Origin of the sequence: Gemmata sp. SH-PL17, assembly GCF_001610855.1 — a bacterium.
In the GTDB taxonomy this organism is placed as follows: Bacteria; Planctomycetota; Planctomycetia; order Gemmatales; family Gemmataceae; genus Gemmata; species Gemmata massiliana.
In genome coordinates this window covers 3,015,880-3,035,402 of sequence record NZ_CP011271.1, presented here as the reverse complement: position 1 = coordinate 3,035,402, position 19,523 = coordinate 3,015,880, and the positions used below count along the sequence as shown (strand labels likewise).

General features: G+C 65.4%; 15 protein-coding genes. 8 read left to right on the top strand and 7 right to left on the bottom strand.

The genetic code is table 11. The annotated features are described in order from the left end of the window. Window positions 1-64 precede the first annotated feature (64 nt). The 4 genes from VT84_RS12575 to VT84_RS12560 form a co-directional block, all read right to left on the bottom strand. Window positions 65-1,549: a c-type cytochrome domain-containing protein gene (locus VT84_RS12575; RefSeq protein WP_239465826.1), complete on the bottom strand. Its 1,485-nt coding sequence runs from the start codon at window positions 1,547-1,549 to the stop codon at window positions 65-67. Window positions 1,550-1,704: 155 nt separating this feature from the next. Then, window positions 1,705-4,806 (bottom strand): efflux RND transporter permease subunit, encoded by a 3,102-nt coding sequence (locus VT84_RS12570; protein ID WP_082839772.1) that lies wholly within the window; start codon window positions 4,804-4,806, stop codon window positions 1,705-1,707. A 31-nt stretch (window positions 4,807-4,837) separates the two neighbouring features. Further along, complete coding sequence (locus tag VT84_RS12565; RefSeq protein ID WP_082839771.1) at window positions 4,838-6,148, bottom strand: efflux RND transporter periplasmic adaptor subunit; 1,311 nt, start codon at window positions 6,146-6,148, stop codon at window positions 4,838-4,840. Between the two features lie 33 nt (window positions 6,149-6,181). Further along, the gene (locus VT84_RS12560) at window positions 6,182-7,513 is read right to left on the bottom strand and encodes a TolC family protein (protein ID WP_082839770.1); all 1,332 of its coding nucleotides are present in this window, start codon (window positions 7,511-7,513) and stop codon (window positions 6,182-6,184) included. A 308-nt stretch (window positions 7,514-7,821) separates the two neighbouring features. Between VT84_RS12560 and VT84_RS12555 the strand changes: the two genes are divergently transcribed. After that, entirely contained in the window at window positions 7,822-8,610 is a 789-nt protein-coding gene (locus tag VT84_RS12555) for a c-type cytochrome domain-containing protein (RefSeq protein WP_082839769.1), read from the top strand. Here the strand turns inward: VT84_RS12555 and VT84_RS12550 are convergent. Then, window positions 8,592-9,329 (bottom strand): hypothetical protein, encoded by a 738-nt coding sequence (locus VT84_RS12550; RefSeq protein ID WP_082839768.1) that lies wholly within the window; start codon window positions 9,327-9,329, stop codon window positions 8,592-8,594. The two genes, VT84_RS12555 and VT84_RS12550, sit on opposite strands and share 19 nt — an antisense overlap. A 439-nt stretch (window positions 9,330-9,768) precedes the next feature. Between VT84_RS12550 and VT84_RS12545 the strand changes: the two genes are divergently transcribed. The 7 genes from VT84_RS12545 to VT84_RS12515 all read left to right on the top strand — a co-directional run bounded on the left by VT84_RS12545 (window position 9,769) and on the right by VT84_RS12515 (window position 16,691). Next, window positions 9,769-10,335, top strand: a complete 567-nt coding sequence (locus tag VT84_RS12545; RefSeq protein ID WP_052558539.1) for an RNA polymerase sigma factor — start codon at window positions 9,769-9,771, stop codon at window positions 10,333-10,335. A gap of 6 nt (window positions 10,336-10,341) precedes the next feature. Continuing rightward, entirely contained in the window at window positions 10,342-12,462 is a 2,121-nt protein-coding gene (locus VT84_RS12540; protein WP_082839766.1) for a protein kinase domain-containing protein, read from the top strand. Window positions 12,463-12,770: 308 nt separating this feature from the next. Further along, window positions 12,771-13,193: a hypothetical protein gene (locus VT84_RS12535; protein WP_052558545.1), complete on the top strand. Its 423-nt coding sequence runs from the start codon at window positions 12,771-12,773 to the stop codon at window positions 13,191-13,193. A gap of 57 nt (window positions 13,194-13,250) precedes the next feature. Beyond that, window positions 13,251-13,553: a hypothetical protein gene (locus VT84_RS12530; RefSeq protein ID WP_052558547.1), complete on the top strand. Its 303-nt coding sequence runs from the start codon at window positions 13,251-13,253 to the stop codon at window positions 13,551-13,553. 29 nt (window positions 13,554-13,582) lie between these two features. Further along, entirely contained in the window at window positions 13,583-14,104 is a 522-nt protein-coding gene (locus VT84_RS12525) for a helix-turn-helix domain-containing protein (protein ID WP_052558549.1), read from the top strand. A 231-nt stretch (window positions 14,105-14,335) separates the two neighbouring features. Next, a complete protein-coding gene (locus VT84_RS12520) occupies window positions 14,336-15,706 on the top strand; it encodes a DUF1501 domain-containing protein (RefSeq protein ID WP_052558551.1) in 1,371 nt (456 codons plus the stop codon). Between the two features lie 43 nt (window positions 15,707-15,749). Beyond that, the gene (locus VT84_RS12515) at window positions 15,750-16,691 is read left to right on the top strand and encodes a hypothetical protein (RefSeq protein WP_052558553.1); all 942 of its coding nucleotides are present in this window, start codon (window positions 15,750-15,752) and stop codon (window positions 16,689-16,691) included. 89 nt (window positions 16,692-16,780) lie between these two features. On the opposite strand, the gene VT84_RS12510 is transcribed toward VT84_RS12515, so the two are convergent. After that, on the bottom strand, window positions 16,781-18,022 hold the full coding sequence (locus tag VT84_RS12510) for a sensor histidine kinase (protein ID WP_239465825.1): 1,242 nt from the start codon (window positions 18,020-18,022) through the stop codon (window positions 16,781-16,783). A 459-nt stretch (window positions 18,023-18,481) separates the two neighbouring features. Next, window positions 18,482-19,507 carry a hypothetical protein gene (locus VT84_RS12505; RefSeq protein WP_052558554.1) on the bottom strand — a complete coding sequence of 342 codons (1,026 nt, stop codon included), beginning with the start codon at window positions 19,505-19,507 and terminating at the stop codon, window positions 18,482-18,484. Window positions 19,508-19,523 lie beyond the last annotated feature (16 nt).

The window sequence follows — 19,523 nt, the reverse complement described above, 5'->3', positions numbered from 1 at the left end:
AACGCCCTGGGATACGGGCGGGATACGGGCGGTGCCGGGATACGACCGGGCGCCCGGGGAAGCATCATTTTTTCGGCAGCACGACGAAGCTCTGGAGGAGCTTGCCGGTCGCCGCGTTATGGAGCCACACGGTGCCGTCGAAGCCCGCGGACGCGATGACCGCCCCGCCGGGGTGCCACGCGACCGCGTACACGGGGCCGGTCACGTTTTCGCACACGATCTTCGAGCCGGTGTTCGCATCGTACACCCGCACTTCGCCTTTTCCGTCGAGGCTGCTGACGGCGGCGAATTTCGTGCCCTCGGAGTTGAACGCGAGCGTCGAGATGCGGCCCGGCATGGCTTCATATTCGCGCACCTTGTTCGAGTCGTCGCCGATCTCGCGCTTCACCTCGCGGTGCATCTTGTAGAGGCGCGGGCGCCCGTCGGACCCGGCCGCGATGATCTCGTCGTACACGTTCGGCTTCGCGCCGGGCGTGTCCACGGGCACCTTCTGCATGCGCTTCGGCAGCGTGAGCGTGTGGGCCGTCGACCACAAACGGACCTTCGCGGAAGAGTTCATCGGCCGGCGGTCGACGGCCATCAACCCGCCCTTCAGCGCGCCGGGAGTGATGCTCGTCACGTTGTCCACGAAGCGCTGTGTGGGGACTTCGGTGAGCTTCATACTCATGTCGCGCCCAACGGAAACGAGGTGCAGGCCGTCCTGCGAGAAGACGGTTCCGAGCACCCAGTCCGAGTGCGTTCCCATCTGGAGGATCTGTTTTCCGCTCGTCGCGTCCACGGCGCGAACGGTGTTGTCCGAGCAGCCGAACGCGAGTGCTTTGCTGTCGGGCGACCAACTCACGCCGTAGAGCGTGTCGAACGTGACCGGCGCGGAAACCAGGAGTTTCTCGGACTCGGGGTTCCACACCTGTACTTCACCGAAGCGCCCGGGGGCGCCGCCGACCGCCGCGAGCTTCTTGCCGTCCGGCGAGTACGCGATCGACTGCACGCGCTCTGAAATACCGATGAGTCGCGCCTTGAGCGCGTATCCGTCGGTGTCGTAGACCAAGATCTCGTGGTAGCCGGTCGTGGCGAGTGCCTTGCCGTCCGGTGAGAACGCCAGCCCGGTCACGACCGGCGGGGCGGAATACTTCGGCGGATTCAAGGCGTCGACCACAACGGCCCGCGCGCTCGCGGGGGTGTCATCGACCGCCCCCTGTGCGATCCAGTCCGTGATGAGTTTGATCTGGATCGGGTTGAGCGGGTCGCGGCCCTTCGGCATCTCGGCCTTGCCGTTGTCGAGCACCTTGATTTGCTCGACGAGGTGGCTGGCCGCGGGCTTCCCCGCGACGACGCCGACCTTTCCGCGATCACCGGGTTTGAGCAGGTCGGCGTGCGTGGTCATGACGTACCCGCCGAGCGGCTTCGCGGGCTGGTGGCAGCCGTTGCAGTGCTGCTGGAAGATCGGGCGCACGTCCTTGAAGTAACTCACCTTCGCGGGTTCATCGGCGCGAGCACTGACCGGAAACGAAGTTACAGCGAGAGCAAAAAGAGCGTAACGAATCCGCATGAATGCGAACCTCGGCGGGGAGGGCCGAAACGGGCCGGAGGTTGAGGCGGGCAGGAGTGAGTAGTGTACCAGGGCGCAAAGGCGCGGAGCAACAGTTTCCTCGCGTAATGATACAATTGTGATCCGACGCCCACGAGCGGCCCGCCGGCGCGAAATTACGCGCCTTCCGCATTCCCCGCGGACCGCCCGAAAAGCACATAAAGTGACGGCAGCAGGAACAGGTTCAGCCCCGTCGAAGTGATGAGCCCACCGAGGATTACGACGGCGAGCGGGTACTCGATTTCCTGGCCCGGTTTGTTCCCGGTAATCGCGAGCGGGAGCAGCGCCAGTCCCGTCGCGAGTGCGGTCATGAGAATGGGCGCAAGGCGCTCTTCCGCGCCGCGCAGGATCAGCCCGACGCCGAACGGAACGCCCTCTTCCGTTTCGAGGTGGCGGAAGTGACTCACGAGCATGATGCCGTTCCGCGCCGCGATGCCCAGCACCGTGACGAACCCGACCATCGACCCGAGTGACACCACGCCGGTCGTGAGCGCGACCGCGGCCACCCCGCCGACGAGCGCGAACGGGATCGTGAGCGCGACCAGGAGCGTCGGGCGCCACGCCCCGAAATCGACGAACAGGAGCAGCACGATACCGATAAGGGCGAGGCCCGAAAGCGCGTACAGACGCCGGGTCGAGTCCTGGCGCGCCTGGTACTCGCCCAGGAACTCCGGGTGATACTCCCGCTCGAACGGTACCCGGCGCACGTTCTCCTCGATCTCGCGCGCCACCGAGCCGAGGTCGCGCCCGGACACGTTGCACGTCACGTCGAGCCGGCGGCTCGCGTTCTCGCGCCGCACCTCGTTCGGCGCGGACACGATGCGGACATCGGCAACGTCCTTCAATCGCACCTGCGTGCCGGCTTGAACGTCGATCGGTAGGGACTGAATCGCCGTCAGGTCGGTGCGCACGTCGCGCGTGCCCCACACCACCACGTCGAACTTCTTCTGCCCGTCGTACACCTCGCCGACCTTCAGCCCCTTCAGGAGTGCGGTGGAGGCCCGGCGCGCGTGCCCCGGGGTCAGGCCGAACTTCGCCAGGTCGTCCGGGCGCGGGCGCACCTCGATCTGCGCGACCAGCACCTGCGGTTCCACCTTCAGGTTCGTGACGCCGGGCACGTCCTTCATCGCGGCCTCGACCTCTTTCGCCTTCGCCCGCAGTACCTCCTGGTCCGGGCCGTAGAGTCGCACAACAATGGCCCCGCTCGCGCCGGTCAGCACTTCCTTGATGCGCTCGCGCAGGTACGTCAGCAGGTCGCGGTACAGGCCCGGGTAGGCGTACACCACGTCCGCGATCTTCTTCACGCTCGGCCCGTACTCCACGTTGTCCGGAATGCTGATCCACAGCTCGGTGAAGTTCGGACCCACGGGTTCGTCCGCCACTTCCGCCCGGCCGATGTGCGACCCGAAGTTGCGCACGAGCTTGGTCCCCTTCTCGTCTTCGAGCGCGCGCAACTGCTTGCTCGCCTCCGCGGTGACGCGGTGCATCGCCTCGATCGACGTCCCGGGCTTCTCCACGAAGTGCATCAGGAAGTCGGTTTCCTGGAAGTTCGGGAGGAACTCCTGACCGAGTCGCGTCGCGAGTGCGGCGGTGGCCGCGAACGCCACGACCAGCGCGCTGAGGCACACCCACGGGCGCGCGACGAACGCCGGCAACACGGCGCGGTACCCGCGCTTCAGCACGCGCGCGAGGGGCGGGTCGTGTGCTTCGGTGTGTTTGCGGCGCGTGAGCAGCATGTACGACATGGCCGGCGTGACCGTGAGAGCGACGAACAGCGACGCACTGATCGCGACGACGTAAGCCAGCGCCAGCGGCCGGAAGAACGAACCGGCCAGCCCGTCGAGGAAGAACACCGGAAGGAACACGAGCACCACGATCATGCTCGCGTACACCACCGCCGACCGGACTTCGAGCGAAGCGGCGAGCACCACCTCGAACACCGACGGACCGCCCCCACCTGCGCCCCGCAAGCGCAACCGGCGGTCGATGTTCTCCACGTCGATGATCGCGTCGTCCACTACTTCGCCGAGGGCGATCACCAGCCCGGCTAACACCATCGTGTTGATGGTCGCACCGGAGTACGCGAACACGAGTAGCGCGGCGACCAGCGAGAGCGGGATCGCGGTGAGGCTGATGACGGCCGTGCGCCAGTCGAACAGGAACACGACGAGGATCACCGCGACCAGGGCGCAGCCGATCAGGAGCGCGTGGCGCAGGTTTTCCAGCGCGCGCTCGATGAACGTCGCCGGGCGAAAGATCGTCGGGTCGATCTCGACGCCCTTCAACCCGGGCCGCAGCGCCTCAATCGCGGCCTCGACCTTGCGCGTGAGTTCGAGCGTGTTCGCTTCGGGCTGCTTCTCGACGATGAGCAGAATCCCGGGACCGTCGTTGATGACCGCGTCGCCAATCGGGGGCGGCGACCCGATCCGCACTTTCGCCACGTCTTCGAGGCGTAGCGACGTTCCACCGCGGTGGTCCACCACGACCCGGCCCAGGTCGCCGGCACCGCGCACGAACGGTGTGTGGCGCACCGGGAGCCGCTGGTTCGGCGTGTCCACGAACCCGCCCGCGTCCAGGGCCACCGCGTCCGTGCTCGCCCGGGTCACCATTTCCATTGTGACGGAGTTCGCGCGCAGGTCGTCCGGGTCCACGACCACCTGATACTGCTTGTCGCGCTGCCCCCACACCGCGACGTTCGCCACCCCCGGCACCGACATCAGTTTGGGGCGCACGGTCCACATCACGACCTCGGTCAGATCGCGCTGCGAGAGCGTTTCCGACCAGATCCCGATCTTCATGACCCGGCTCGTGGTCGAGAGTGGTTGCAGGATGACCGGTGGGAGCGCGACTGTCGGGAGCTGCCGCGTCACCGCGGCGACGCGCTCCTGGACCATCTGCCGCACCTTCAGCGGGTCGGTCCCGTCTTCGAGCACGAGCACCACTTGCGACAGCCCGAACACGGACTTCGAGCGCACCACCTTCACGTGCGGGACGCCGGTGAGCGCGTTCTCGATGGGCATGGTGACGAGCGATTCGACTTCGGTGGTCGAAAGCCCGGGCGCCTCGGTCTGGATCTCGACGAGCGGCGGGGCGAACTCCGGGAACACGTCGAGCGGCGCGCGCTGGACCGCCCGTGCCCCCACCACGAGGAGCACCGCGCACGCGGCCAGGACGACGACGCGCAGCCGGATCGAGTTGGAAATGAGTGCGGTGAGCATGTTCGGCGTTGGGGCCTTCGTGGGTTCGGTCCTACTTCGAGAAGCCGGTTTCGGTGCCGAACAGTTCGGCCGCGCCCGCGACCACGACCTGCTTACCCGGCGCCGGCCCCTCGGCGAGCACCGCGGTTTCCCCGCTGACGTGCCGCACGAGTACGCGCTCGCGCGTGTACGTGTAGTTCGCGCCTTTGACGTACACCCAGGCGCCGCCGTGATAATCGTAAATGATCGCGGCCCAGGGAACGGTGAGCGCTTCGGCAGGTTCTTTGAGCGCGAGCGCCACCGCGACCCGCTGACCGGGACCGACCGGCGTGCCCGCGAACGCGGCGATCGGCGCGCCTCCAGCCGCACCAACGACCGCGCGCCAGCGGTCCGCGTTCGGGTCCGGGTTGAGCGTGGAATAAAACAGATCGACCGTGCCCGCGACGGGATTGGCGGTCGGCGGGGCGGAAACCAGTTCGGCCGGGCGCATCACGTCCCCGCCGCGTGCGGCGAGCGGCCCCACCCCGGCCGGGGCACTCACATCAATCTCGTCGCGGTCCCCGACGTACACCGGAACGCGAACCCACACGGCATCGAGGTTCACGACCTCGAAGACCGGCGCCCCGGCGGGGACCGTTTGCCCCGGCAGCGCGGTCACGTTCCGGAGCACGCCGTCCGCGGGCGGTTCGAGCGGAATGGGAGTCGCGGACCCGGAATCGAGTTCACCGAGCACCTTCCCGAGTAATTCTCGCCGCGCGGTCGCCGCCGCGAGTGCCTGCTTCGCGACTTCCATTGCGGCCTGCGCGTCGTCCACGTCGCGCTGCCGACCCGCGCCGCCGGCTAACACGTCTTTGGCGCGCTCGAACGTGATTCGCGTGAGCTTGTACTGCTCCTCGGCCCCGCGCACCTGCCCCTCGGCATCGACCCGCGACGCGGTGAGGTTCGCGCGCCCGACCGGATCGAGGAGCGGGACCAGGTGGAACACCGGCGTGCCCGCGCGGACCGCGCGCCCCGCGACCGGAACCGGCCCCTGTTTCAGCGTGCCCGCGATCGGGGCCGATACGACCAGCGACCGCCCCGGGGGAACAATGACCTCGCCGCCGTACACGCGCTTCCGCGGCATCGGCTTGCGCTCGACTGGCGCGGTGCGAATCGCCAGTTTCGCTTCCGAATCGGCCGTGAGCACGACCGTCGCGCCCTGGTCCTCCTTGAACGGCTTGGGCACCGTCGCCTGTACACCGGGCGCGGACGACTTCGCCGCTTCCTGCGGCTTCACCAGAAAGAACCACCCCGCCGCGCCGAGCGCGCTCGCAGCGACCGCGGTGCCGAAGATTCCCGTAATTAACCCGTTACGGTAGCTCATGATGCGCGCTCATAGGGCCTCGATCCGCGGGACTCACTTCAGCCGCCGACCCACGCTGCGTTCCAGCTCGGCCCAGGCGCGCCGGAGATCGGCATGGAGTTGGGCTTCGCGGGCGTAGGTGTCGATCAGTTGCCGGTTCGATTCCAGTACCAACAGGTACGTCACGCCGCCCTTCTCGAACGCGGCCTCCGCGCGTTTGATCGCGGCTTCCACTTCCGGCCGCGTCTTGGTGCGGAGCGCGTCCAGTTCGGCCCGCGCCTGTTGGAACCGGATGAACGCGGTGCGCACGTCCAGCACGATCTGGTTCTGAACGGTTTGCTGCCGCCGGCCGAACTGATCGAGTTCCGCCTGGGCGCGGGCGATACCGCCCTGGTTGCGGTTGAAGATCGGGACCGTCATCCGCAGCGCCAGGCCGAACTCGTGCCCGGTCACGCGCCCGCTCGTCGCGTCGAGTAACCCCAGGAATCGCACCCATCCGAGGCGCGCGACCCGCAAGCGTTCTGCGGCGGCGGCAGTCGCGTGGGCCGCCACAAGTGCGTCCGGGCGCGACTGCACCGCTTCGTCGACCAGCGAGTCGACAGGACTCGTCACCTGTGCATCGAACGGCACACTCTCGGGCTCCAACGCGACGGCTTTCAACGAAAGTCCGGTGAAGTTCCGCAAGCGCTCTTCAGCCGCGGGAACATCGAAATTGATGCGCGTGAGGTCTTGTCGCGCTTGGAGGGCGTCAATTCGCGCGGTGGACACTTCGAGTGCGCTGGCGTCCCCGGCCTTGAGGCGCGCTTCGGCGAGTTCCAGAATCCGCTCGCGCAGCTTCACCGCGCGCTCGGCAACTTTCACGCGCTCGTGAGCGAGTTGCAGGTCGGCGTAGGACTGGCGCGTGTCGCGGATGAGGTCGAGCGCGAGCTGCGTGAGCCGCGCCGCAGCGCGCTCGTTTTCTGCTGCCGTTACTTTGAGGCGTAGCGGGCGCAGCCAGAGCGATTCGAGCGGGAAATCCACAAGGTACTTGAGGGGTTTCCCATCGGCGGGCCAGTAGTACACGAACTCCGGGTTCGGGAGCAGCCCGGCCTGAACCAAATCGGCCTTCGTGAGATCGAGTTCGACCAGCGTTTCGTGGAACAGCGCGTTGTTCCACAGTGCGAGCACCACCGCTTGTTCTTCGGTGAGCGGCGCGCCGCGTTCCAACCACTCGGGGACAATCACAAGGTTCTGTTTCGGACCGGGGCCGACCGGTTGGCCGAACCGTGTTTCGACCGCTTGCGAAACACTCCCCCGATCAGCCGGCGGAGTCCCAGCACAACCAGCGATCGCACCCGAACCGAGCGCGACCCCGACCGCGAACAGGAGTTTGCGTGGAACGGTCATCGATCCCGCCGAACTTGACCCAAAGCTGGACAGCAACCAAAATTTCGGTCACCGTCGTGTTGAGGGTGTTATCGGCAAAGCCAGATAAGCTTGAGATAAATTCCCTCTCAGAACACAAATTCCTTCAATTTCAGCCGCAGAACCCGCGCCGGGCCAAAACCCGCGATCGGTTCGTGACGGATTTCGAGTTGGCTCGGTCGCGGCCCCTGAGCTAAGATTAAACCCGCGGCGACCGCGGCCCAAAGCCTGTGTCGATCGCAGGTTCAGTCGCTCCTCGTCCCGCGCCCAAACTCCACCCCTGAACAATTATGGCTCGACGCTACCAACGCGGATACGACTCCGACGACCTGGCGCCGGCCCCCGCTAGGGGGCTTTCGTCGAACGGGCAGTGGCTCTTCGGCTCGCTCTACGCGGCCCTCGTTCTCATCGGGTTCAGCTTCGGCGTGTGGGCGGGCGCGAGTAAGCCGAAAACAATCGAGGTGGCCGAAGCCAAGAAAGAGCCGACCGAGAAACCGGACCGCAGCGCGCCGACCACAAAGCAACCGGTCACGCCCCCGGCCGAACCGAAGACGAACCCGATGCCGCCCGTTGAGCAGAAACCGGTCGAGCGGGAACCAGAACCGAAGCCGCCCGAGCCGAAAAAAGAGCCGGAGGCCAAACCAGTGGAACCGAAGCCCAAGGAACCGGCGCCGAAACCGCCCGAGTCGAAGCCGCCGGAACCGAAAAAGGTGAACGTGAAGCCGGTGTCGTTCAAAGAAGTGTCAAAAGTGTTCGTGGCCCACTGCAACAACTGCCACGGATCGGCCGGGAAGCCAAAAGCCGGAATCGACCTGCGCACGGTCGCGGCCATTATGAAGGGCGGCGAGGACGGGGTCATTGTGAAGCCGGGCGACCCCGAAAAGAGCGTGCTCTACCTCTCACTGACGGCAGAAGCCTCGAAGCCGATGCCGCCGGACGGGAAACCGCGACCGACCGAGGCCGACATCAAACTCGTTCACGACTGGATCGCGAGCGGGGCCAAACAGCGCCGGCGCCCGGTCCGCGGGCGGCGCGGGTCCGCACCCGTGCGCCCCAAGAGTTACTCACCGAAGACGTAGCCGAACAGCGCCTCGGCCGCCTTCTGGCGCTCGATCTCCAACAGATTCGCCTGCTCCTTCGCGACCTTGATCGCGTCCTGCAACTTGCGGACGCGCGCGAGGATCGCGTTCTTGCGGTCCGCCGCGATGCACCCGCTGTAAAGAATTTGCGTCCACGTACCGACCGGCACGTCCTTCGTGAACAGTTCGGTCTGAGCCGGGTGCTCCTTCGTCGCGTCGTACTTCACGATGACCGTCGGCTCCTTGCTGGTCCGCAGCGACTCGTTGGCCTTGCTGCGCAACAAGCCGCTGTTCGGGTCGTGCGCCCACTCTTCGGCCGGGTCCGGGGTCGGGAGCTTGGACACGAACGTTTCGAGGTCGTTCACCTGCTTGTCGAGGAACAGGAGCGTGGTGACCGGCACGTTCGCGAGCACGGCCTTGCCGTCCACCACGATGTCGGCCTTCGCGGACTGGTTGCCGGTGTCCTGCGTGAGCACGAGGTTCCACAGCTCCGTCCACTTCTCGCGCGCCTGGCGGATCAGGTCGTCGGCGCGCTGCTGCACGCGCTGGCTCTCGGGCGGCAGCTTCTGGCCGTTGATCTCGTCGAGCGGGCGGTACGTGCGCTCGCGCCCGGTGAAGAGCTGCTCCTTCTGGATGAGCTTGTACAGTTCGGTGATCTGCTTCTCCGCGTCACCCTTGCGGGCGGTAACGACGGCGTTGATCTGGTTCAGTTTCGGCACGGGCGTTCTCCTGTCGTTTTAAAATTGAGTCTGACAGAACAGGACACGCGCGCCCGGGCGAGGTTCGGCGCGCCCGATTGCGGCGCCGCGTCATTAATGAATATCATCGCCGAACAATCACGCACCAGAAATTTTGATCATTGTGTTAAACTGTTTCCAAAACGCTCCTGGACACTTGATGGGCGCCCGTGAAAGTGCCCTCGACTTGTTAAAATTCGGCGAACCAGGGCGCGAGGATGGCTCCTGTAACCCGAGCCGAAATTATTGTCACAAACTCCGATTTAAAAAGCACTTCCGTAAAAATGAGCGGCCCGTACAATTGGCGTCGCAATACCAAACGATCCGACGACAGATTCAATTAGCCTATTGCTAAGGCTAATTTCGGGGTCTATAGTGTATCATCCAAGGTCGCTCCAGTTGCCCAGCTCGAGGATCTGTCGTGGAAAAGTCGCCCGCGTTCCCGGAGCTCTTGGCGGGGTTCCGAGCCGGGGATTCGGCGTCCGTTAAGGCCCTGTGCGAACAATACGCGCCGTTCCTGCGCGCCGCGGTGCGCCGGCAGTTGCACCCCGGACTGCGCACGCGGTTCGATTCGCTCGATTTCGTTCAGGACGTCTGGGCGTCGTTCCTCGCCATACCCGCTGAGCGGTACACGTTCGACACCCCCGAAGCGCTACTGGCCTTTTTGAACCGCATGGCGCACAACCGCGTCGTCGAGGTGTTCCGCCAGCGGTTCGAGACGCAAAAGGACGACATCACCCGCGAACGGGCCGTGAGTTCCGAGGACGGCAGCGACCAGATCCGCGCGCCGGCCCCCACCGCGAGCCAGTTGGTGATCGCCGACGAGCAGTGGGAGCGGCTGTGCGGCCGGTTCCCCGAGGGGCACCGCACAATCCTCGAACTGCTGCGCGACGGCCACAGCTACGAGGACATCGCCCAACTTTCGGGCGTCAGCCTGAGCACCGTGAACCGAATCGTTCGCCGGTTAAAAGAACTCACCGCTTCGTGATCGCCCATGCCAACTAACAGCCCGCCGCTCCTCACCCCGTCTGTCACAACAGAGGGGCTCGCCGAATCCCTGAAGCGCGCGTGGCGCCAAGGGGAGCCGCCCGACGCCGCCGGCGCGCTCCGGGACCACCCGGAACTGCTCCGGCACCGGTCCCTGGTCGTGGACCTGGCTTACGAAGAGTACTGCCTCCGGGAACAAGCAGGCTCGGCGCCTGAACCGGAGCAGTTCTGCCGGCAGCTCCCGGTGTTCGTGTCCCAGGTTCGGGAAGTGATCCGCGGGCACCGGGTCTTCGCCGACCACCCCGAACTCTTTGCCACACCAGAAGTTAACTGGCCCCAACCGGGCGCCAGTTTCGAGGGCCTGGCGATCGAGCGCGAGTTGGGGCGCGGCGGGTTCGCTCGCGTGTACCTGGCCCGCGACCCCGCCACCGGAAACCGGCCCGTCGCCCTGAAACTCTCTCAACACGCCTCCGGTGAGGCCGGCACGCTCGGGCCGATCGCTCACCCCCACATCGTCGCCGTCCATTGGGCTCGGCGGGTCCAGGGGCTGCACGCGATCTGCATGTCGTTCGTGGGTGCCGCGACGCTCGCCGATGTGGTCGAGTCCGCTTTTCGCGGCCCGACAGCGAACGGTCCGCGCTCGGCCCGAACGGTCCTCGGGGTCACCGACTCGACCGCAGCACTCGCGGCGCAAAGCGCCCCGTTCCTGACCGGGCGCGAGTCCTATCCCGATACTGTAGCGAAATTTGCGTTACAGTTGGCGGACGCCCTGGCGCACCTGCACCAATTGAACGTGAGCCACGGCGACCTGAAGCCGTCCAACATCATTCTCGGCCCGAGCGGGCACCCGTACCTGATCGACTTTAACCTCGCGACCGGGCTGGACAACGCCCTGATTCGGTGCGGGGGAACGATCCCGTACATGGCCCCCGAACGGCTCCGCGTGCTCCTCGGCGAGCGCGAGGGCACGGGGACCGCGGCACCGACGGACGTTTACTCCCTGGGCGCGGTGCTGTTCGAGGCGCTCACGGGGCAGTTGCCGTTCAAACCGGGATCGTTCCTCGATCCGAAGGATCTGGCCCGCGACCTGTTGCGCCGCCAAGCGCTCGTGCCCCCCGGTGCGGCCGCGCGCAACCCGGAAGTGCCGAAACCGCTCGCGAAAATTATCGCGCGCTGCTTGCAGCGCGACCCGCGGAAGCGCCCCACGGCGCGAGTTCTGGTTCAACAACTCCGGCGCTACCTGGACCGACGCGCGCGGCACAAGCGGGCGGTTCTCGTCGGGTGCGGGTTACTCGGCAGTATCGCGCTGGCGTGGCAGATCGCATCGGCCGGTTCGTCCACAGCGGACCCGCAACCCCAACCCGAAGTCGCGGCCCCTACCAGTCCGGCCCCCCTCCCCGAGAAACCGACCACACCCGAGGGGCTCTTCCGGCGCGGGTGCGAGTTCCTCCGGAAAGACGACATCGCCTCGGCCACGAAGGACTTCGGCGACGCCAGGGTCGCGAAACCGGACGGCCCGAGCACGGCCTTTCTGGCGCACTGCTACGCCCGGTCCAGTAACCACAAGGTCGCCGCAACGCTATACCAGGAAGCGGTGAAGGACTTCGCCTATGACAAGGCCTGGGTCCACTGCAACCGGGCCAACAGCCTGATCCGGCTGAGCACCCCCAACGACTACCGCGAGGCGATCACCGAGGCCACGGCCGCCCTGGAGCTCGACCCGACCCTTCGTGCCGCCCGCCTCAACCGCATGCAGGCCCGGTTCCTGTTGGACCTCGATCCGAAAACAGAGGTATTGAAGAACCCGGACGAGTGCCTGGCCGACCTGGAAGCGGTCATGGCCCAGGGGCCGTACACTATGGACCTCTTTTTCAAAGCCGCATACGTGATGGCCGCCGCCGAGTACGGTCACGAGGAGCGCTGCGCCCGAGCGGTGGGCTGGTTGCGGGAATCGGTGAAACTCGGACGCGATTCCAAGCTCCTCGACCAGGATCCGGTGTTCCGGGTTCACCTCGCCGGCCGGGCCGATTTTGCCGAAGTCACCAAGATGTCGCCCGGCGAGCGCCCCAAGCGCCTTCTGAACCTGCACATCGTCGACCCGCTCGAATCGATTCCACCCGCCCGCTAGCCCGCGCGGTTCAGCCGGAGCCTCTCACCGGGGCTCCACCGGCCCGTTGACACCACTCTGCTGGAGCCCACCGCCGGCCGGCTCGCGCGGGTGCGCGCCTCCCCGGTCCCTCCCGACAAAGAGTTCGACACCACTCCGACCCCCGAACACACGAGTGTCCGGGGGTTCGTCACTTTTTCCGAAATTGCTGACATCTTTTGGTTCGCGCCCGCGATTGTTGCCGCACGCCGGTCGCCCAGATCCCCCTCGAAGTCCGGGGATCGCGACCCGTTCGCGACTCAACCTACTCACTCAATCGGGGCGGACCCATGTTCGGTCTTTTTCAACGGACCCGCGCGCAAACGGCTCCCCAAAAGCGCACCGTCCTACGGCTGGAAGCCCTCGAATGGCGCGACGTGCCGGACGGCGCCCCGGGGGACCCGACCAGCCCCCCGACCGTTCCCAACGCGGCCCCGATCATCGTAACGTTCGCGGCCGCGGAGATCGCAAACGGACTGTTCCAGATCTCGGGTTCGGTCGCGGACGAGCACCCAAGCGGTCTGGTCATCACGTTCGGGGGGGCCACCTCGGCAAACGGGCTGACCGTCACGACGGCCGCGGACGGCACCTTCAGCCGCACGATCCAGTTCCGCGTCGACGGGAGCGACGAGGGGATACTCACCGCCATCGCGGTCGACGACCACAACCTGACATCCCAAACCGTGCAAATGTTCGTCGCCCCGACCGCGTGACACCGCCCGCGCACGGTAGCGCGGCCCGCACGATCCCCTCACCCCGGAACGGATCTCGTGTACCAAAGAAACGCGCCATTCACCAGCGAGCGAGCACTCCTCCCGGTCCTCGCACGGGTTCTCGACCTCGGGCAAGGTCCGCCCGGGCTGGTGTCGTGGGTGCAGTACCAGCTCACGAGCTGGAACCTCCCCGGAACCGGCCCCAGCGAGTCCGTACTGCACCGATTGGCCTGCGAGCTACTGCACGCGCTTCCGAACAACGAGTCGGAAGGCCGTTCGGACGAAGGGTGCAACCAAACCGTCTGCACGAGTCCGCTCGAAACCGTCCTCGTACCAACCGTCGTTGAATCCCTGTGTTAGTTTCGCAGCCCCCTGCGAGAGTGAGTCCGATGCCCCGTCCCCCGTTACCGTTCGTCCGTCACTGTACCGCGAATGAACTCCACTTCCTGTACCAGGCGTGCCGCCACCCGGTGGAGAAGATGCGGTGGCACGCCCTGTGGCTGTTGGCCCGTACCGACGAGCCCCGTACCCCGGCCCAAGTAGCCGAAGTGGTCGGGCTGTCGGCGGTCACCGTCCGGGACGTGCTCAACCGGTGGAACGCCCAAGGCCCCGCCGGAGTGAGCGACCGGCGCAAGGGCAACGGAGCGCTGCCCAAGTTGACCTCCCGCCACAGGGACGAGCTGAGCGCGGCGCTCCAGGGGCTCCCGCCCGACGGCGGCACGTGGACCGCTCCGAAAGTGGTCCGGTACGTGCGCGACCGGTGGAACGTGGTGGTGCGCCCGGAAACCGGGTGGCGCTGGCTCCGGAAACTCGGTTTCGCGCTTCGGGTGCCGCACCATAGTGCCCTCGGCGCGAACGATCCACCGGCTCACCGAGCGTGGCAAAAAACGAGCGGCGGGGGCAGCTGTTAAAGGTGCCCCCGAACCCGGCCGTCGAGGTGCGCGGTGGGCCCAACTCGGCCCTCGTGTCACCGCCCCCGAGATCGCGGTTCTTATCTGTTGCGCGGAGCGCGGGTGGTTGCCGCGAATTCCGTGAAACGCGGATGAGTCCCGTGCCGATAACCGGGAACGGGCTTGCCCCGGCGCGGGCACATGCTCTAATAGACTCATCCCACCGAACCTCCGCGTTTCTGAGGGCTACCCTTGCCCGTATCACACCGTCACACCATCGGCATCAACCGCCGCGAACTCCTCCAAGTCGGCTACTCCGGGTTACTCGGACTGGGGATGTCTTCGTTCGCGCGTGCCGGGACCAAAGGCGCGCCCCCGCTGGCCCGGAGTAAGAAACCGAAGTCGGTTCTGATCGTGTTCCTCACCGGGGCCGCCAGCCACCACGAAACGTTCGACCCGAAACCCGATGCGCCGCCGGAGATTCGCGGCGAATACAAGGCGATCCAGACCCAAACGCCCGGCCTGCTCGCGAGCGAGCACATTCCGAAGCTCGCGGCGCGGTCGAAGATGTACTCGATCGTGCGATCGCTCTCGCACCACGACAACAACCACCTCGTCGCTACGCACCACGTCCTCACCGGCCACATGCAGCCGGGAGCGTTCTTCGACAAAATCGCGTCCCGCGACGACTTCCCCAACTACGCCGGCGGCCTGAGCTACCACCGCAGCCCACCCGAGGGGACACCGTGCGGCGTGAACCTGCCGACGTACCTGATGGAAGGCCCCCTGCTCTGGCCCGGTCAGTACGCCGGGTTCCTGGGGCCGAAGCACGACATCATGCAAATCAACCACGACCCGAACCGCGCCGACTTCAAGGTGGAAAACCTGCGACCGGCTTCGGGCATGGACGTGACGCAGATGAAGGACCGCATGGCGCTCCTCGGCGCCGTGAACGACCAGCGCAAGTGGCTCGCGGAGCAGTCCGAAACCAAGAAAATCACCGACCAGCAGCAACAGGCGTTCGCGGTGCTGACATCGGGTCGGGTCGCGAAGGCATTCGACATCGACAAGGAACCCGCGGCCGTGCGCGACAAGTACGGCCGGCACTCCTTCGGGCAGTCGTGCCTGCTCGCCCGGCGGCTCATTGAGGCGGGCGTCCCCGTTGTGCAGGCGAACATGGGGCGCGTCCAAAACTGGGACAGCCACGGTGGGCTGTTCAAGCGGCTGAAGAACGATCTGCTCCCGCCGCTCGATAGTGCCGTGTCCGCGCTCCTCGACGACATGAGCGACCGCGGGCTGCTCGAAGACACCCTCGTGATGATGTTCGGTGAGTTCGGGCGCGAGCCGAAGATCAACAAGGACGGTGGGCGCGAGCACTGGGCGCCGTGCTTCAGCGGGTTGTTCGCGGGCGCGGGCGTTCGGGGCGGCCAGGTCATCGGCAAGAGCGATAAGAACGCGGCCTACCCGACCACGACGCCGTACTCGCCCGACGACATCGGCGCGACGGTGTACACGGTCCTCGGGGTCGATCCGCACGCCGAGGTCCGCGACCGCCTGGGCCGCCCGGTGCAACTCAACCGCGGTCACGTGATCCGCCCGCTGTTCGATGGGACCAGCGACTAAGTTCTTGCCCCACTCCGTCGTTCCTCTACTTTCGGACCCGGTTATGCGCGCCCGTTGCTTGCCGATACTTCTGGCCCTTGTTGCACTCGCGGCGGCGCCGATGCGTGCCGACGAGCTGAAATCGATCGATCTCGCCCCCAAATGGAAAAAGGGCGACACAGTTCGATACGAGATGCTCGGTACCCAGGTGCGCGAACAGGACGGCAAGGAAGTCAGCAAGGTCGTGACCCGCACGCCCGTGGTTGTCGAGGTCATTTCCGCCGGCGCCGATGGAACCGTGCTGCGGTGGACCCAGGGAACCACCACGTTTGAAGACCCGGACCAGGACAACGACCCGGTCGTGAAATCGGTCAACACGATCCTGAAGAACACGGAACTCGACCTCGAACTCGATGACGACGGCGACTTCACCGGTCTCCGCAACTGGAAGGCCGTTCGTACCGCGGGCACCAAAGTCCGAGACGATGTGTTGGCCCAGATGAACAAGGCCGGGGCGACCAAAGCCGCGATCGACCACGTCCGGCAATCAACCGATCAAATGCTCTCAACGAAGGAAACCATCGAGGCGGCATTCACGCGGAACCCACTGTTACTCGTCAAGCCGCTCGGCAAGACCTACGAATTCGGGACGCCCATCGAGTACGAGGGCGCCATTCTCAACCCGTTCGGCGGTGAGCCGTTTCCGGCTAAGGGGCTGTGCGTCATCAAGCTGGACAAAGACAAGAGGATCGCGAACATCTCGTTCAAAGAAACCACGGACCCAAAGGACGTCACTCGCATCGTCCAGAAGCAGGTGGACGACGTCGCCAAGAAAACGGGCACGCCCGCTCCGAACGAGTTGCCGGACGTGAAACTGAGCGCGGCAGCGGAATACACGGTGGACGTGGGCACCGGATGGGTCAACGCGGTCAAACACACGCGCGTCACAATGGTTGATAAAGCCACCCAAACCGACACCGTCACTCTCACGCGGCGCGCGGAGTAAGACAGACGCACTCGATTCACCACGGTCCGCGGCGGGCACTCAATTGAGTGCCCGCCGCGGACCGCCCTATCTCCAGATATCCAAAATAGTTACGACGACGAATTCATCTTCGCCGGGAGCGTGAACACGAAGGTCGAACCCGTCCCCACGGTACTCTCGACCGTCACCCGACCGCCGTGGGCTTCGACGAACGTCTTCACGATGGCCAACCCAAGCCCCAAGCCACCCTGTTTGTTGGGATCGGTCTCGAAGTGGTCGAACACCTTGTCGATCCGATCCGGCGCGATCCCCTCGCCATTGTCGCGGACCGAGCACTCGAACCCGGTGTCCGCGTCGAGCCGGCGGGCCGAAATCACCACTTCGCCGCAGGGCGTGTACTTGATCGCGTTGGCGATGAGGTTTTGGAACACGCGCCGCAGAAGCTCGGCGTCCGCGTAGATCACGAGGTCTTCGGGCACCGCGTTGATGAGTTTCGTGCTGTCCGTCCCGGCGACCGGGTGGATGTCGTGGACGAGCGCTTCTACGAGCGGCCAAAGATCGAACTCGCGCCGCTCCAGTTTGACCCCGACCTCGGTCTGAAGGTTGGTGTTCTCTTCGAGCACCTTGTTCACGAGTGCGCCGAGGTGTTGGACGTTTCGGCGGAGCGTTTTGACCATTCGGGCCGAAGATGAATTGGGATCTTCACCGGCGTGCTTCACCTCCAAAACACTCGCGGCAAGTGAGATCGCACTCAGCGGCGTCCGCAGGTCGTGGGCGACGAACGAGAGGTATTCTTCGCGCCTGCGTTGCACTTCGAGTGCTTTCTGCGTGGCGTAGGTTTTGACTGCCGAGCCGATGGCTCCGTCGAGTACGCGGTTGACGATGTGGAACGACCGCCCCTGGAGCGGCAGCTTGTTCGCGTCGGCGAGGTCGTGAATACACTCGCGGAGAATGTTGTACTCGGCAACGACTTCCACGATGTCGAAGCCGTCCTGGGCGCGCTGGAGCCCGTGGGCCGGCGGGGTGCCCTCGCACACCGCCTCTTGAATCGTCTCATCGGACCGCGCCCGGAGCGCGGCGGCTAGTTCCTCGAAAAACGCGGGGATGTGATCGTTGAGCGTCGGCGTATCGAGGTGCCGGGCCGACGGGAGCTTCCGAACCTGTTCGCGCCAGCGCGCGAGGAGCGTTTCCCGTTCTCGGATGACGAGTGCCGCGAGTTGGTCGAGATTGTTGATCGCCGGTCCCTCACCAGATGTCCGAGTGCTTAACCGTAACTGGAGCCGTCCTTGCCTTCGAGCCGCCCCAAGCTGACAAATGATAACATTTCCGGCCCGTGAGCGACTGCGCCTCACCAAAACGGGATGAAAAACGCGACAAATTCTCCAATTTCAAGCGAGTGAAGCGACAAAACGCATTGGAATCGCCCCACCAAACGCTAACAGCGGCTAACAATCTGCTACAGGGAAGCATATTTAACGAGCCGCGATCACAAGAAAACGAGAGGCCGTCACCGCGACGCGCGCTTGCGATCAGCTTGTTAAAATGGCTCGCCCCAATTATACACCAGTACACAAAAGAACACAATCAATTCCGACCACTGCCACAGGGCCGTTGAGTTCTCGCGGTTGCGTCACTCCACTCGCTCGTTAACACTCGCGGTTCGCCAAGAGACGCAGGCGAACCGCGAGTGTTAACGAGCGGGTGGGTAGCAATACCGGCCCACTTCCACACATTAAACAGCCTGACCGCTGTTGCGTGAATTATTACGAACTTGTCGCTCGCGCCGAAAAGCGAAAAGGTAACCTTGAGGCTCACTTCCGCGTGCGTTCCGCGGTGATCGCGATGCAGAACGGCGTCGCGGCGGTGGTTCCTTCCGAAACGTAGTCGACGGACGCAATTTCCACATCGGGGCGCGGGTTCTGCCACGACGTGAGGTACACGCGCAAACCGACGCCTTCGCGCGTCGCGGACGGGTTGCGCCCCGTCCAGACGACCGCCCCGCGGTTCGTCGCACGCGAACGGTCCCAGTTCCACACGTCGCGCACGTCCTCCCCGTACACGACGGGTATCACGCGCTCGCTCTTGTCCGCGAACTGCACGCGGTACTGCCCGATCTCGGTCCCCTCGGGAACGTGGAAGCGGTGAGAAGAGTCACCGAACGCGCCGAACTCGGTTCCGTGGAAGATGTGCAACTTGTCGAGCTTGAACCCGACGCGAATGCCCTTCGCTTCGGCGGGCAGTTCCGCGTGGTTGTTGCCGCGGAGCCGGACGTAACTCGGACCGATCTGGAACGGCACACCGCGGAACTCCTGGCGCTTCTGCGGCATGGTCGCGAACGAGTGCCCCTGATCGCCCGCGACACCCGCGTTCAATCGTTGATTCGCAACCGGCTGAAGGTCGAGGAAGGTCGCGTCCCCCCGAATCGGATCAACATGTGCCCCTGCCGATTGCATTTCTTCCGGATAGGACTGCTGCACGTGTGGCGGCTGATTCCGGGCGTGCGACCAGTACGCGATCCCGTGAATCGCCCCGCCAATGCACGACACGGTTACCGTCATCACGATCACAAAGCCGATGATGATCCCGGCTTTCGTCCCCCCGCTCAGTGCGCCGAACTGGTCGATCAGTCCCCGGCGGACGGGCACACGCGAACTGACCGCGCGCTCGACTTCGGGTACGGCGAACCCCTGCTCGATCAATCGCTGTTTGTACTCCAACTCCTGCTCGGCGATCCGAACCTTCCGCCACTGCACGAGCCCGATCGCGGCGAGCGCACCGCCAACGAGCACCACCGCTGTACCGTTCGCGGCCAGGAACGCGGACACTTCGGGGTTCATGGTCGGCCTCACTGCC